14 protein-coding genes are annotated in these 15085 nt (G+C 63.8%); 7 read left to right on the forward strand and 7 right to left on the reverse strand.

Features of this window, described 5'->3' with window-relative positions:
• Window positions 1-21 precede the first annotated feature (21 nt).
• A complete protein-coding gene (locus tag BLW36_RS15075) occupies window positions 22-507 on the forward strand; it encodes a L,D-transpeptidase family protein (RefSeq protein WP_091390646.1) in 486 nt (161 codons plus the stop codon).
• A 70-nt stretch (window positions 508-577) separates the two neighbouring features.
• Here BLW36_RS15075 and bioC read toward each other — a convergent pair whose 3' ends face one another.
• From bioC to bioB, 3 genes are read right to left on the reverse strand one after another with little or no spacing between them, the layout of a single operon-like run.
• Window positions 578-2146 carry a malonyl-ACP O-methyltransferase BioC gene (gene bioC, locus BLW36_RS15080; protein WP_170833234.1) on the reverse strand — a complete coding sequence of 523 codons (1569 nt, stop codon included), beginning with the start codon at window positions 2144-2146 and terminating at the stop codon, window positions 578-580.
• Window positions 2125-3330: an 8-amino-7-oxononanoate synthase gene (gene bioF / locus BLW36_RS15085; protein ID WP_091390648.1), complete on the reverse strand. Its 1206-nt coding sequence runs from the start codon at window positions 3328-3330 to the stop codon at window positions 2125-2127. Before bioF ends, bioC begins: the two co-directional genes overlap by 22 nt.
• Window positions 3327-4391, reverse strand: a complete 1065-nt coding sequence (bioB, locus tag BLW36_RS15090; RefSeq protein WP_091390650.1) for a biotin synthase BioB — start codon at window positions 4389-4391, stop codon at window positions 3327-3329. The genes bioF and bioB overlap by 4 nt, the downstream gene beginning before the upstream one ends.
• A 208-nt stretch (window positions 4392-4599) precedes the next feature.
• On the opposite strand from bioB, the gene BLW36_RS15095 reads away from it, so the two are divergent.
• Window positions 4600-5274, forward strand: a complete 675-nt coding sequence (locus BLW36_RS15095; RefSeq protein WP_244506284.1) for a ComF family protein — start codon at window positions 4600-4602, stop codon at window positions 5272-5274.
• 160 nt (window positions 5275-5434) lie between these two features.
• Window positions 5435-6580, forward strand: coding sequence for a beta-ketoacyl-ACP synthase III (locus BLW36_RS15100; protein WP_211567225.1), 1146 nt, complete (start codon window positions 5435-5437; stop codon window positions 6578-6580).
• A gap of 51 nt (window positions 6581-6631) precedes the next feature.
• Here BLW36_RS15100 and BLW36_RS15105 read toward each other — a convergent pair whose 3' ends face one another.
• Window positions 6632-7168, reverse strand: a complete 537-nt coding sequence (locus BLW36_RS15105) for a PadR family transcriptional regulator (protein WP_091390653.1) — start codon at window positions 7166-7168, stop codon at window positions 6632-6634.
• Window positions 7169-7428: 260 nt separating this feature from the next.
• On the opposite strand from BLW36_RS15105, the gene alaE reads away from it, so the two are divergent.
• The 4 genes from alaE (at window position 7429) to BLW36_RS15125 (ending at window position 10717) form a co-directional block, all read left to right on the forward strand.
• Window positions 7429-7920: an L-alanine exporter AlaE gene (gene alaE, locus BLW36_RS15110; RefSeq protein ID WP_091390655.1), complete on the forward strand. Its 492-nt coding sequence runs from the start codon at window positions 7429-7431 to the stop codon at window positions 7918-7920.
• A 22-nt stretch (window positions 7921-7942) separates the two neighbouring features.
• Window positions 7943-8635, forward strand: a complete 693-nt coding sequence (locus BLW36_RS15115; protein WP_091390657.1) for an aspartate/glutamate racemase family protein — start codon at window positions 7943-7945, stop codon at window positions 8633-8635.
• Between the two features lie 196 nt (window positions 8636-8831).
• Complete coding sequence (locus BLW36_RS15120; RefSeq protein WP_091390659.1) at window positions 8832-10208, forward strand: ATP-binding response regulator; 1377 nt, start codon at window positions 8832-8834, stop codon at window positions 10206-10208.
• Between the two features lie 155 nt (window positions 10209-10363).
• Window positions 10364-10717, forward strand: a complete 354-nt coding sequence (locus BLW36_RS15125) for a DUF4870 family protein (protein ID WP_091390661.1) — start codon at window positions 10364-10366, stop codon at window positions 10715-10717.
• A 102-nt stretch (window positions 10718-10819) separates the two neighbouring features.
• On the opposite strand, the gene BLW36_RS15130 is transcribed toward BLW36_RS15125, so the two are convergent.
• The 3 genes from BLW36_RS15130 to BLW36_RS15140 form a co-directional block, all read right to left on the reverse strand.
• On the reverse strand, window positions 10820-12061 hold the full coding sequence (locus BLW36_RS15130; RefSeq protein ID WP_091390663.1) for a DUF945 family protein: 1242 nt from the start codon (window positions 12059-12061) through the stop codon (window positions 10820-10822).
• Between the two features lie 118 nt (window positions 12062-12179).
• Complete coding sequence (locus BLW36_RS15135) at window positions 12180-13079, reverse strand: hydroxymethylglutaryl-CoA lyase (protein WP_091390665.1); 900 nt, start codon at window positions 13077-13079, stop codon at window positions 12180-12182.
• A gap of 2 nt (window positions 13080-13081) precedes the next feature.
• Window positions 13082-15079, reverse strand: coding sequence for an acetyl/propionyl/methylcrotonyl-CoA carboxylase subunit alpha (locus BLW36_RS15140; protein ID WP_091390667.1), 1998 nt, complete (start codon window positions 15077-15079; stop codon window positions 13082-13084).
• Window positions 15080-15085: the final 6 nt, after the last annotated feature.

Genomic DNA, 15085 nt, shown 5'->3' on the forward strand with positions numbered 1-15085 from the left:
TTAAGACTGCTTATAGAGACCATGCGATACCTGATTTTTGCTTTGCTGCTGATGGCGCCACTGTTCGCCTCAGCCACCATCAAACCCGTCGACCATGTGGTCGTGTACAAGTCCAAGGGACTGATGCAGCTCAAACGCGACGGCCGAGTGGTCAAAAGCTACAAGGTCGTGTTTGGGAAAAACCCGCGGGGCCACAAGGTCCAACAGGGCGATCAGCGCACCCCCGAGGGCCGCTATACGCTGGACTGGAAGAACCCCAAGAGCCGCTTCTACCGCTCGATTCATATCTCTTACCCGAACAAGCGCGACCGCGCCCGTGCGGCCAGGCTGGGCGTCGACCCGGGCGGCGACATCATGATCCATGGCATGAAGCCGCAGTGGAAGGGCATGGAGAAGTACCTGCAAAAGATGAACTGGACCGCGGGCTGCATCGCAGTGACCAACCGCGAGATGGACGAGATCTGGGCGATGGTGAAAACACCGACGACGATCGATATCTATCCCTGATCTCCTTCTTCCAGCTTTCACATCCTCCGCGCGGGCCTACTGGCCCGCGTTTTCGTTGCGGCAACTGCCGCTAGGCCCGCCCCGCCAGTTGCCCCTGCGCGTCGCGCGCCAATTTCAGGTAAATCACTTCATAACTGGCCGGCAGGCCGGCGCGCGCGCGCAGCGGCTCGTAGGCCTCCGCCAGCCGGCGCAGTTTGGCGCGGCCGGTCATGCCGCGGTCCGCACTGCGGTTCACATTGTGCGCACCGACACTCTTGAGCTCGCGCATCAGCTGGCGCACATTGTCGAAATGCAGCACCCGCTGCTCGCGGCGCGCCTCTCCCGGCAGCCCGCTGTCGGTCGCTGACTGCCACCACTGTCGCTGCGGCAGAAAGCGGTTTACATGCACACCGTCATCCACCTGCGCCCAACTGTCTTTCAGCTCTCGCAGCGTGCCCGGCCCGAGGGTCGCGACCAGACAGCGACCGCCGTGCGCCAGCACCCGGTGCAGCTCGGCGAACAGCTGCGGCAGCCGGTAACACCACTGCAGCGCCATACTGGAGAACACCAGATCGACGCTGCCGTCGGCCAGCGGCAGCTGCTCGGCGTCGGCGGCGATATAGCAATCCGCCACCGGGCGCTCAGCTCGCGCGTACTGCAGCATGCCTTCGGCCAGATCCAGGGCGATGATCCGCGCCTGTGGAAAGCGCCGGCGCAGCAGCTCGCTGCCGTAGCCGGTACCGCTGCCCAGATCGAGAATGGTTTTCGGTGCCCAGACGCTGTCCGCCTCGCCCAGCAACTGCCGACAGACGGCGCGCTGCAGGTGCGCACAGGCGTCGTAGCTGGCGGCGGCGCGGGCGAAAGACCTGGCCACCGCGCCCTTGTCGAACGGCGCATCGCCATCGTTCAGACTGCGCACGAATTTGCAGATCTTCTCCGCCAGCAGATCCGGAACCGATAGCTGCGGCGCGTGACCGCAGCCGGCCAGCACCTCCACGTCGGCACCCAGTGCCCGGAGACGCCCTGCCGCCGCGGCCGGCACCAGAGCATCCTTGTCGCCGAACAGGTGCAGCGACGGCATCGAAACCCGCGGCAAAATGTCGCGGTTATCCAGGCGCGCGAGGCAGTCCAGTGCATCCCGCCAGGCACCGCCGATGATTCGCGGTGACCACTGCTTCAGCTGTTTCAGGACCGCGCGCATGGCGCTATCGCCACGGGCCTGCAGGCCGCAGAACTTCTCCCAGGTCGCCTGCGGCTCGGCTGCCTGCGAGCGGCGGAAAGCGGCGAAGGTATCCGGATCCATGCCCGGCCAGTCGCCCCGCTGCACGAAACAGCCATTGGCGGCGATGGTGATCAGCGCGGCAATCTTTTCCCGCCCCGCTCCGGCGGCCAGGCGCGCGGCGAGCATACCGCCGAGGGAGTGGCCGATCAGCAGGCACTTGTGTGGCAGCTGTTCGGTCAGCTGTTGCAGCAATTCTTCGTCATCCGGCCAGGAGCGCCCGGCCGCTTCGCCGAAGCCGGGCAGTTCGAGACAGCTGACCGGCAGCGGGCAGTCATCGCGCAGGGCCTCGAGCAGCGGCTGCCACTGGCGCCGGTCGCCGCCCCAGCCATGCAGGAATACCAGCTGCTCCACCGGCTTCACGATGCCGTCTCCGCCCATGGCCCCAGGCTCTCGGCCAGCGCCGTCAGCAGCTGGTCGATCTGCGCTTCACTGTGGTTCGCACTGAGGGTGATGCGCAGGCGCGCGGTGCCGGCGGGCACGGTCGGCGGGCGTATCGCGCCGACCAGGAAGCCGCGCTGCTGCAGTTCCGCCGCCACGGCCATCACCGCATTTTCATCGCCGAGCAGCAACGGCTGGATCGGGCTGGCGGACTCCACCAGCGGCAGCTGCAGCTGCGCGGCGCGGCGGCGGAAAAATTCGATATTGCGCTGTAGCCGGGCGGAACGCTCCGGCTCGCGCTGCATGACCTCGAGCGCCGCCAGCGCGCCGGCTGCCACCGCCGGCGGCATGCCGGTGGTATAGATATACGGGCGCGCGAACTGCACCAGGTAGTCGATCAGTGCACGCGAGCCGGCGACGAAGGCGCCGGCGTTGCCGGCCGCCTTGCCCAGCGTACCCATCATTACCGGGGCGTCGTCCTGCCCCAGTCCGGCAAGCGCGATGCTGCCGGCCAGCGGCAGCTGCGGGCTGCCCATGACGCCGAAGCCGTGGGCCTCGTCGACCATCAGCCAGGCACTGTGGCGGCGGCACAGTTCGGCCATTTCCGCCAGCGGCGCGCAGTCGCCGTCCATGCTGTAGACGCCGTCCACGGCCACCAGGGTTTGGCCGCCGTTGGCCGCCGCGCGCTGCAGCTGGCGCTGCAGCCCGTCGAGATCGTTATGGGCGAAGCGCAGGCTGGTGGCGCCGCACAGACGTGCGCCGTCGATCAGGGAGGCGTGGTTGAGCCGGTCGGAGATGACATTGTCGCCGCGGCCCACCAGCGCACAGATGGTGCCGACATTGGCCATATAACCGCTGGAAAACACCAGCGCCGCGTCGCGCCCGGTGATCTCGGCGATCTTGTCCTCCAGCTGCCGGTGAATCTGCAGGTGGCCGTTGACCAGGTGGGAGGCGGTGGCGCCGGCACCCAGTTCGGCGCCGGCCTGCTGGGCGGCAATGACATCGGGGTGGGTGGCGAGACCGAGGTAGTCATTACTGCTGAAGGTCAGCAATTCACGGCCGTCCACCTGTGCAAGCGGCCCCGGCGCGGCGGCCAGGGTCTTCAGTTCGCGGTACAGGTTGCGCTGGCGCCGCTCATCGAGGCGCTGGCGCAGGGTTACCTCAAGGCTCGAAATGGGGCTCATTTGGCCGCGTCGTAGAAAAACGGGGCGTTCTGCTGTTCGGTGATCTGCGCGCTCAATTCGGCTTCCACCTCGGACTCATCGGCGTACTGCTGGTATTCCTCCGGCTGTATGCCGAGGCGCTGGAACAGCTGCATGTCCTTGTTGGCCTCCGGGTTGGCGGTGGTCAGCAGTTTCTCACCGTAGAAGATCGAGTTGGCACCGGCGAGAAACGCCATCGCCTGCATCTCGTCGCTCATGGCTTCGCGGCCCGCGGACAGGCGCACGTGGGACTTCGGCATCATGATGCGGGCCACGGCGATGCAGCGGATGAATTCAAACGGATCCAGATCCTGCTCTTCCTCCAGCGGCGTACCGGCGACCTTGACCAGCATGTTGATCGGCACCGACTCCGGATGCTCCGGCAGGTTGGCCAGCTGCATCAGCAGGCCGGCACGGTCCTGCTCGCCCTCGCCCATACCGATGATGCCGCCGGCGCAGACTTTCATGCCCGCGGCGCGCACCCGATCGAGGGTCTCCAGGCGATCCTGGTAGGTGCGGGTGGTGATGATCTCGCCGTAGTATTCGGGCGACGTGTCCAGGTTGTGGTTGTAGTAGTCGAGGCCGGCATCGGCCAGCTCTTGCGCCTGGTCGTCGTTGAGCATGCCCAGCGTCATGCAGGTCTCCAGACCCAGCGCTTTCACCTCGCGCACCATCTGGGTCACATAGGGCATGTCCTTCTTCTTCGGCGAGCGCCAGGCGGCGCCCATGCAGAAACGGGTGGCGCCACTGGCCTTGGCCGCGCGGGCCTCTTCCAGCACCTTCTCCACCTTCATCAGCTTCTCACGCTCGAGCCCGGTGTCGTAGCGGGCACTCTGCGGGCAGTAGGCGCAGTCCTCGGGGCAGGCGCCGGTCTTGATCGAGCAGAGGGTGCTGACCTGTACCCGGTTGGCGTCGAAGTGCGTGCGGTGCACCTGCTGGGCGGTGAACAGCAGATCGTTGAATGGCAGTGCGAACAGGTCCAGCACCTGCTGGCGAGTCCAGTCGTGGCGGCTGTCGCCGTATTGATAGGTGGCGGCGGGCATTTGCTGAGCTGCGGTCACTGGGCGTAATCTCTCTACTAACGGTAATGGCGCGGCAGCGCGCCGCGGTTGTGCTGGGCCTATCGCCCGCTAGGGGCCGCCGTTCGGCGGCCAGGCGCATTCGGCATCAACAGACTGGCCAGTTTAGCGGTGGCCGGGTCGCTGTCAACCAAATAGCCACGGAATGGTTTACAGACTGATTTCGCACTTTTTGTCACGCTCTGTCGCGCCCAGGCTGGCGCACTGCCTGCTGTGCGGTGGCCGCGCTGCCGGCAGCGGTCTCTGCGCGCCCTGTACCGCCGAACTACCCTACCTGCGCGATGCCTGTACCAGCTGCGCGCTGCCGCTCCAACCGGGCGCGAGCAGCTGCCCGCGCTGCCTGCAGCAGCCGCCCAGCTTCAGCCGCGCCAGTGCCGCCTGGCACTATGCCTTTCCTATCGCCCCACTGGTGCAACGCTTCAAATATCGCGGCGATCTCGCCGCCGGCCACAGCCTCGCGCGACTGGCAGCGCCGGCGATCGAACCGCGCGATGCGCGGCCGGATCTGCTGGTGCCGGTGCCGCTGCATTGGCGTCGCTACTGGAGCCGCGGCTACAACCAGGCCCAGCTGGTCGCGGCCGAGTTCGGCCGCCAGTGGCAACTGCCGGTCCGCACGCGGCTGCTGCGCAAACACAGCGCCACCGACACGCAGCTGCAGCTGAAACGCGCTCAGCGGCTGCGCAACCTGAGCCAGAGCTTTGCGGTGACCGGAGCGGTGGCCGGCCTGCATATCGGCCTGGTAGATGACGTCATCACGACCGGCGCGACGCTGGAGGCCGCTGCCCGCACATTACTCGATGCCGGCGCCACCCGGGTCAGCGCCTACGCACTGGCCAGAACACCCTGACAATTCGGCCCGACCGGGCATAGACCGCTGTTGACATACCCGCCACAATGGCCGCCCCTTGCCGGGCTGGTACCCACGTCTCATTCGGGCCAGCGCTGCTAAGGTTCTATTTAGTGACTAAACGCTCGCACGCCGTTTGGCGCGAGCCGGGGATTCAGCGATGAGTGAATACAAGCTGCCACGGGGTATCGTCATCAGTGGTACCGGGCTGTGGACGCCGCCCGACGCCATCAGCAACGAAGAGCTGGTGGCAGCCTTCAACGCCTACGCGGAGCAGTACAACCGCGAACACGCCGCCGAGATCGAGGCCGGAAACCTGACCGCCAAACCCTACTCGTCGGCAGAGTTCATCGAGAAGGCATCGGGCATCAAGAACCGCTATGTGGTTTCCCGCGACGGCATCCTGGACCCGCAGCGCATGCGCCCCTATCTGCCGGAACGCCCCGACGACGAACTCTGTCTGCAGGCGGAGATCGGCGTAAAAGCGGCGAAACTGGCGCTGGAGAAGGCGAACAAGAAGCCGGAAGACATCGACCTGGTGATTGTCGGCGCCTCTTATATGCAGCGCGCCTACCCGGCCATCGCCATCGAGATACAGGGCGCACTGGGCATCGACGGTTTCGCCTTCGACATGGAAGTGGCCTGTTCCTCCGCGACCTTCTCCCTGCAGCGCGCGGTAGACGCGGTCGCATCGGGGGCCGCGCGCGCCGCACTGGTGATCAACCCGGAAATGCCCTCGCCGCAGATCGATTTCACCGACCGCGACAGCCACTTCATCTTCGGCGACGTGGCCGTGGCCAGCGTGGTGGAACGGCGCGACACCTGCGCGGTAGACAACGCCTGGGAAGTACTCGGCACCAAGGCGAAGACGGTGTACTCCAACAATATCCGCTCCAACTTCGGCTTTACCGCCCGCGCTGCCGATGTAGACCCATTCGGCCCCGGCAAGACTTTCCGCCAGAACGGTCGCAAGGTATTCAAGGAAGTCTGCCCGATGGCCGCCGCGCATATCGAGGAACACGTGCGCGAGACCGGCAGTGAGCCGGCCGCGGTGCGCCGTTACTGGCTGCACCAGGCCAATATCAATATGAACAACCTGATCGCGAAGAAGCTGTTGGGCGACGACACCAGCGAAGAGCGCGCGCCGATCGTACTGGACCGCTATGCCAATACCGGCTGCGCCGGCTCCGTCATCGCCTTCAACCTCTACAGCGACGACCTGCAACCCGGGGAGCGCGGCGTCATCTGCTCCTTCGGTGCCGGTTACTCGATCGGCAGCCTCGTGGTCGAGAAAATCGCCCTCTGATACTGACGTACAAAAAGCCGGGCGACGCCCGGCTTTTTGTTGCTGCTCCCGTTACTGCTGATCCAGTCGCCGCAGTAACCTCTCCGCCCAGGCGACCCAGGTCTTTTCCGCCTCTATCCCCAGCAGCAGTGTCTGGTGAGCCAGCCAATAGCGCTCCTGCACGGCCGGATCGCTCTGCAACACCCGCTCGTTCTGCTCCAGGTAGCTGTGCAGCAGCGCGCGGTGCTCCTCCAGCTGGCGCTGCACCGCCGCGCGCGCCTGTTCGTCAGTCAGGTGGTGACCGGCAAACAACTGGATCAGAAACGGTTCGCGGATCTTCTGCGCCGGCGTCGGCTGCTGCACCCACGCCTGCAGCGCGGCGCGGCCGCGCTCGGTAAGGCTGTAGATCTTCTTGTCCGGCTTGCCCTCCTGGGGCTGCTCCGTGCAGTCCAGCAGGCCCTCATCGTGCAGTTTGTGCAGTTCGCGGTACATCTGCTGGTGGCTGGCACTCCAGAAGTGCGACACGCTGCGCTCGAAACGGCGCTTCAGGTCGTAACCGCTGCCCGGCTCTATATCCAGCAGCGTCAGAACGGCGTAGCGCAGGGACATTGGGACTCCGATCTTGTTATGCAAAGAGTTTCATATTAACCGCTTTGGTCGCGGGATGCCGGCGGCGCCAAAGGTCTAAGGCAGTCACGTTAAAATATCCTGCTTACAAAAAACTGCAATATTAGGATGGTTATATCGCTATCTTAAATAAATTAATATGTAAGACTAGCTTTTAGCCAAACTGTGGATATAATCGCCAGCCGTTATCAGCCGCCGTCCCCGTGTCGGCGGCTCGTTGTTTGTCAGAGGTACCCGCGCCCATGTCCGCCCCCGCGCTAACCCCGGAAAACGCCGAGCCCACCGTGAGCAACCCCTCGCGCCGGCGCGAGCTTTTCCTGGATATCTTCGCCATGAACAGCTTTTCCTGGGCTATCGCCGTGCCCATCGAACTGCTACTGGCCGGCATGAGCTGGCAGGAGCACCTGAAGGTGCGACTGTTGGCAGTGATCTTCAACACCGTGATCGCACGCCCGTTCAGCCTCTACCGCCTGTGGGTCGTAAACCGCTTCGGTGGTGGCGGCGTGCTGAATGCCTACCTGGTGGATACCTTCGTATTTCTGAGTTTCCAGTTCCCGCTGTACCTGAGCAACATGCTGCTGGGCGGTGCCAACTGGGGGGAAATCGCGACCGCCAGTATCACGTTCATGCTGATCGCCGGCGCGCTGGGACGCCCGTACGGAATTTATCTCGACTGGCTGCGCCGAGTGTGGATAAATAGGCGCCCGCTGGTCGAGCCGCACGCGCTCGCCTGAAGTCTGCAGAGAGGATTGTGCCGTGTTGACCAACGCCATTGAAAACAGCGCCATGACGGTGGGTGTGGTGGCTGGTACCGCCACCGATACCCGTTTCGGCCTGGATTTCCTCGCCGCACGCCAGGTGCGCGGCATCGGCGTATCCCTGTCCGCCTCGCCGCAGGCGCAGACCCAGCTGCAGGCACTGGAGCGCGGCGCGCTGACCCAGCAGCTGATCCGCGCCATTGCGCAACTGCACGAAGCCGGAGCCCAGGCCGCGATGATCTACTGCAACTCGCTGTCCGGCGCCGTGGATATGGCCGCGGTACAGGCGGCCGCGCCGATCGCCGTCGTGTCACCGTTGGAGGTCTATGCGGAGTTGACCCAGCGCTATCGCAATTTCGGCCTGCTGGCGGCCAACTGTCAGAGCTGTGCCAATATCGAGCGCGAGATTCTCGCCCGCAACAAGACCGCCAAGGTCATCGGCATCGGCAATCTGCAGATCGTCGAAGATATCGAAGACGGCCTGACACCGGAGATGATCGTGCAGCAGCACGCACTGGACGACCTGACCGCGGCCCTGGTGAAAAGCGGCGTGCAGATACTGATTCTCGGTTGTACCCACTTCGATTATTTCTACCGCGAACTGCTCGAGCACTGCGATGGCATTCGCCTGTTCCTGCCTTCCGAGCGCATGCTGCAGCTGTTGCAGGAGCGCCTGCCACAGGCTGCCTGAATCCCGGCAGCCTGCGGTCTTTCCCCGCCACAATCAGCATTTATATCTCCATTGCGGCCGGTATCAGCGCAAATTTCACTTGTATGCGCCGCCGGATTGCAGTATCAAGCTGACCTGAAACCGACGGAGGTCATTTACATCAATAATTAATGCGGACTGCAGGATTTAGTCCGTACCAACACAAGTGGTAACAAGGATGAATAACACCATATCCCGTGGGCGAGGAATCTCTCCCCGTTTCGGCCTGCGCGCCTATTCCGTCAAACTTCTACCTGCCATTGCCGCCCTGCTCCCGGCAGCGGCCAGCGCGGCACCGCTTTCCCTGACGGGCACCCGGGTTGCCCTGCTCTGGCCAGTACTGCTCGGAACCGTAATGTTTATTGTCTCGGCGTTTGCACTGATGACCTGGCTGCGTCTGCACCGGGAAGCTGCCGACAGCGAACAGCGGGCAGCCACGATGAAAGACGAAAACGACAAGATCTACCGCCAGCTGCAATCCTACGGCAGCGAAATCTCCGCTCGCGAGCGGCAACTGACCGAGGCGCGCGAAGCGCTGCAACAGCAACGCCAGGAAAACTCCGATCTGCTGGCTATCACCGGCCAGCATCTGCGCCAGCCGCTGAGCGCCCTGCAAGGCACTCTCAACCTGCTCACGCGCAGCGGCGGCGATGACGCCGGACAGTTGCTGGAAATGGCGCGACACCAACTGGAGACCGCCCTCAAGTCACTGGAGGAAATCCAGCGTTGCGGCGGACTGGAAAGGAACGATCTGAAGCTAGCGGTAAAAGGCCAGGAGACCGAAAAAAAAGGCCTGTCGATACTGCTGGTAGAAAACGAAAACAACCACTCGCTGCGCGACGACCTGGCATCCCGTGGACATCGGGTGGTATGGGAAAACAATGGCGTCGATGGCGCCGATGCGGCGCTGCAGCAGAAATTCGACCTGATCCTGATCGACAGCCAGCTGCCGCTGATGGACGGTGTCGAGACAGCGCAAAAGATTCGCCGCGGTCTCGGCCCCGCACTGCCCATTTTCGCGCTGCTCACCAACCCCCGGGCCGGTGACCGAGAGCGCTATCAGGCCCGCGGCTTGACCGGCGTGCTGGCGCGCCCCGTTGCCGACAAACAGCTGCAGCAACTGCTCGACTGGATAACCCGCCGCATGGATGGCACCGTCGCCGAACAGAAACCCGCGCGCCCCACCCGCCTGCTCAACACCGACACCCTGCGCCGGCAACGGGATATTCTCGGGCACGTGCCCTTTGCCGAACTGCTCAGCGACCGCTGCGCCACGTTGCCGAAACGCGCCACCGCCTTCACCAGCGCACTGACCGGCCGGCACTGGCTGGATGCGGAGCAGCAAGCTCAGGCGATCGCCGAAAGCGCCGAGGAAATCGGCCTGGAGGCGGTGGCCGCACGCCTGCGCGCCCTGGCCGCCCGCCTGTCGATCGACAGTGAGCGGGAATACTGTCGTCACCAGCGCACCGAGCTGCTCAACCTGATGCGCGCATCCGTCCAGCAACTGAAGGCCTGGCGCGAGCAGAATGTCCATACAGAATGGGCACTGAAATAAAGAGCGTTTACGCTGGCAGACCGGCGGCGCGAACTATTAGACATGACACAGGTGCATCCCGCGGGCCGGCCAGAAGCGTCACTACAATCAACACGAGTTGAAATGCGGGCCCGTGCCCGCAAAATAGTGGATTGAATTCCTTGCGAGAAAACATCATGTCCGAGCAGTTCCCCGCCAAGACCCAGGAAGCCCGCGAACAGAGCGGCCGCGATCTGGCCACACTGGTCTACCTGATTCAGGCCATCAGCCTGTTTACCGCCGTGCCGTTTTTTGTCGGCGTTCTCATCAACTACGTTAAGCGCGGCGACGTGCGCGGCACCATGGCGGAATCCCACTTCCGCTGGCAGATACGTACCTTCTGGTTCAGTATTCTCTGGTTCCTGGTGGGCTGGGCGACCGTTTGGATCTTCGGCATCGGATTCCTGATCCTCGGCATCAGCTGGCTGTGGGTGGTTTACCGGGTGATTCGCGGCTGGCTGGTGCTGGCGGATAACCGGCCGGCGTATTGATATAGATAAGATTTGCTGCAAGCAGCCGTCCGTGGAGCGGCTTCCGGCCCGGCCATCCTTGGCCGGGCGCGACTTCTAGCGGCGAGCAGTGCTCGCCAAGCGCTAGAAGTCGCCCATCAATGCCATCATGAACAGGTCCGGCGGTAACAGCTGCCCGTTAACCTGCAACTGTCCGTTGTCGACCTCCAAATGCATCTGCAACTCGCCATTGCTCTCGAGCAACAGCCCGTACTGGCGCAGCATCATCGCCTGTCCCACCAGCGGTGACTGCAGCAACGCCTGTTCGGCCGCACTGAACGTCATGGTGCCGGTCAGCGGCGCCAGCCACTGAGCTACTGCTTTGTCACGCTGCGCATTTGCCGGCAGGCCGCGCCAGTCGATATTTGCATCCACCAACACCGGTCCATTGCGGGACTGCACCGCCAGCTGTTGCTGTAACTGCAGCGGCCGCTGCATATCCCGCGGCCAGTCGCGCGTGGCTGCCGGTAACAGGGCGCGTAGATAGTGCACCAGATCTGCGGCATGGATCTGCGGCAGAGTCATTTGCTGTTGCAAGGACGTGATCGGCGTGGCGGACTGCACCTCCGGCAGCTGCAGATCGGAGACCAGCTTGACCGCGCCACCAGCCAGCTGCTGTATGGTGAGTTGCAGGCTTATGTCATGCAGCTCCAGCGGGCCGGAATCCGACTCGGCCCGCAGCAGCGGCAGCCTGAGCTTCGCTTCTCCGCCTTGCCCGGGTATGTACTGGAATTCGCCGCTGACGGATTTGGTGAACAGTGTTTCCAGCCCGCCCCGAGTCTGGCGCAGGGTGCCCAGCTCCACCGAGCCCGTCAGTAGTGCACCGCTGTAGTCGGTCTCAATCAGAATCTCGCCACCGTCGAACGTCGTCTTGCCATACTGATTGCTGTGCGTGAACGGCTCGAGGCGCAGGTAATTGATCACGCGGTTGTCCGCCTTGACCAGCGATTCGAGTACCAGCGGACTCTGCTCCAGGCGGCCGTAGATGTTTTCCAGTTGCGCGCGCAGCTGTGGAGCCAACTGCTCGAGGGACAGGCGGGTCTCGCTGTACACGACACCCAGGCGCGGACCGCGCGCGGTGAAGAGCAGTGGCCCATGCTGGATAGCGGTGTGTAATTCGGTCTCGCCATCCTCACTGGTAAATTCGGTGCTGGCGCGGGCTCCGAACCAGCCGCGTTGATACTGCTCGATACTTCCGCCCTGCAGCCTGCCAAACTGTTGCTTCCAGATTTCTTCCACTTTCGGCCCGATAAACCCGGGCGCCGCAAGTGCAGCCGCTACTGCCAGGCCGAGCAGGGTAAAAAAAGATATCCGCAGTAATTTCATGGCGAAACAGTTCGATTCGAAAGACTTTCGCCGATCTTAACAGATTCTCTGTAACAGAGCCCCGCAGGGCGGCGGGCAGAGAGGCGACCGTCGGCCGCCTCTGAGGACGGGAAAAATATCAGGCCGGCGCCAGCGCGCGGGCCACGCGGGAATTGCTCTCGCGTCCGAGCTCGGCAGATATGAAGTTACCGGCCTCGACGAGCAGATTCAGGTCCACGCCGGTTTCGATACCGAGACCGTTCAGCAGGTAAAGTACATCCTCACTGGCCACATTGCCCGACGCACCCCTGGCATAGGGGCAGCCGCCGAGGCCGGCCACTGCGGAATCGACCACGGCGATACCCATCTGCAATGCCGCGTAAATATTGGCGAGCGCCTGGCCGTAGGTGTCGTGGAAGTGCACCGCCAGTTTTTCCACCGGCACCCGCGCGGACACCTGTTCGATCATGCGTTTCGCCGCTTCCGGCGTGCCGACACCGATCGTATCGCCAAGGGAAATTTCATAGCAGCCCATATCCAGCAGGGCGCCACTCACCTCCGCCACCTTGGCCGGGTCTATCTCGCCCTCGTAGGGGCAGCCAAGAACGCAGGACACGTAACCGCGCACCGGGATGCCGTCTTGTCGTGCCTGTTCAATCAATGGCCGGAAACGCTCTAGGCTCTCGGCGATGGTGCAGTTGATATTTTTTTGCGTGAAGGCTTCGGAGGCCGCGCCGAACACTGCCACTTCGTCGGCCTTGGCCGCCAGCGCGCGCTCATAGCCCTTCATGTTCGGTGTCAGCGCGCTGTAGACGACGCCGGGCCTGCGCTGGATTCCGGCAAGCACTTCCTCGCTCGCCGCCATCTGCGGCACCCACTTCGGGCTGACAAAACTACCCGCCTCGATGACCGGCAGGCCGGCTGCAGCGAGCCGATCGATCAGCGCAATGCGGGTTGCCACCGAAATGGGCTGCTTTTCGTTCTGCAGGCCGTCGCGCGGGCCCACTTCGACCATTTTCACTTTCTGGGGAAGCTGCATTGTTACTCCTCCGCGGCAAAATCAATCAGCAGGCTGCCGCCGTCTACCAGCTCGCCCTCGGCACAGAAAAATTGCTGCACGGTACCGGCAGCCGGCGCGCGCAGCGTGTGCTCCATTTTCATTGCCTCCATCACCAGCAGCGGCTGATCCTTTTCCACCTGAGCACCCGGCTCGACCAGCAGTGCAATGATGGTGCCGTTCATCGGCGCTTCCAGGCCATGGGCCTGATCACCGCTTTCCCCGAGATCCGGTGGCAGCAGCCTGAACTCAACCTGAGTGCCGTCGATAAAAATCGAGCCGCCATGCTCGGTGTCGACACTGGAAAAATTCAACCGGCGACCGTCCACCAGCGCCAGTTCGCGCCCGGGCAGCACGCGGATTTCGCCGCTCTTCTCGTCCCCGTCGAGGGTGTCGCACTGCCACTGCACACTGCCGCCCCGGGCGACGAAGGTGATCTCCGCATGCTGGCCGCGGTACTCGACATTGTGCGCGCGCCTGGCGGCGAGGCCGGAGCGCCAGTTGTCGCCGCTGTGCCACGGAGAATACGGATCGGCGGCCGGCGCGCTGGCGCGCAGGTCGTGAATTTCACGCTGGTTCAGGTAACCGGCAATGGCGGCGCATTTCAGCGGCGTCAGCTGCTGCTCCTGCTGCAGGATTTCCGCCTCGTAGTCCTCGATGAAATGCGTCGACACGCGGCCGCCGGCAAAGGCCTTGTGGTTGATGACCCGGCGCAGGAACTCGATATTGTGGCGGACACCGGCGATCTGGTATTCCTGCAGCGCGCGATCCAGTTTTGCCAGCGCCTCCTTGCGCGTGCGACCGTGGCAGATCAGCTTCGCGATCATCGGATCGTAGTGCACGCTGATTTCATCGCCGCTCTGCACACCGGTATCGACGCGCACACTCTCACTCTCTTGCGGCGGGCGGTGACGCACCAGCTTACCGGTGGCCGGCAGGAAATCGTTGTCCGGGTCCTCGGCATAGATGCGCACTTCCAGCGCGTGGCCGAGGATGTGCAGATCGTCCTGGCGCAGTGGCAGTGGCTCGCCGGCGGCGACCGCCAGCTGCCAGGCCACCAGGTCCTGGCCAGTGATCATTTCGGTCACCGGGTGCTCCACCTGCAGGCGGGTGTTCATTTCCATGAAATAGAAAGCACCGCTGGCATCCAGCAGGAATTCCACCGTGCCGGCGCCCACGTAGCCGATCGCGTGCGCCGCGCGCAGTGCCGCCTCACCCATGCGTGCGCGCAGGTCTTCACTGAGCCCCGGCGCCGGAGCTTCTTCCACCACTTTCTGGTGGCGGCGCTGCACCGAGCAGTCGCGTTCGAACAGGTAGACACCATTGCCCTGCTGGTCGCAGAACACCTGGATCTCGACGTGCCGCGGGCTGACCACATAGCGCTCCAGCAGCATCAGGTCATCGCCGAATGCATTCATGGCCTCGCGCTTGGCCGCTTCCAGGGCGCTGTGGAATTCGCTCGGGCTGTCGACGCGGCGCATGCCCTTGCCACCACCGCCGGCAGCGGCCTTCAGCAGTATCGGATAGCCGATGCGCTGCGCGTGGCCCTCGAGAATATCCGCGTCCTGGTTGTTGCCGTGGTAACCGGGCACCAGCGGCACCTTGGCCTCCTCCATGATGCGTTTGGCCGCGGACTTGGAGCCCATCGCATCGATGGCACCGGTGGGCGGGCCAACAAAGATAATGCCGGCAGTGTCGCAGGCGCGGCAGAATTCGGCATTTTCCGACAGGAAGCCGTAACCCGGGTGTATCGCATCGGCGCCGGTGCGCTTGGCGGCATCGAGCACCTTTTCAATATCCAGATAGGAATCCTTGGCCGGCGCCGGGCCCAGGTGCACGGCCTCATCGGCCAGCTGCACGTGCAGGGCATCGGCATCCGCGTCGGAATAGACCGCTACGGTCGCCACACCCAGTCGGCGGGCGGTCTTGATGATGCGGCAGGCAATCTCGCCGCGGTTGGCAATTAACAGTTTGCGAATCATAAGAAA

The sequence above is a fragment of the Microbulbifer marinus genome (assembly GCF_900107725.1).
Taxonomy (GTDB): Bacteria; Pseudomonadota; Gammaproteobacteria; order Pseudomonadales; family Cellvibrionaceae; genus Microbulbifer; species Microbulbifer marinus.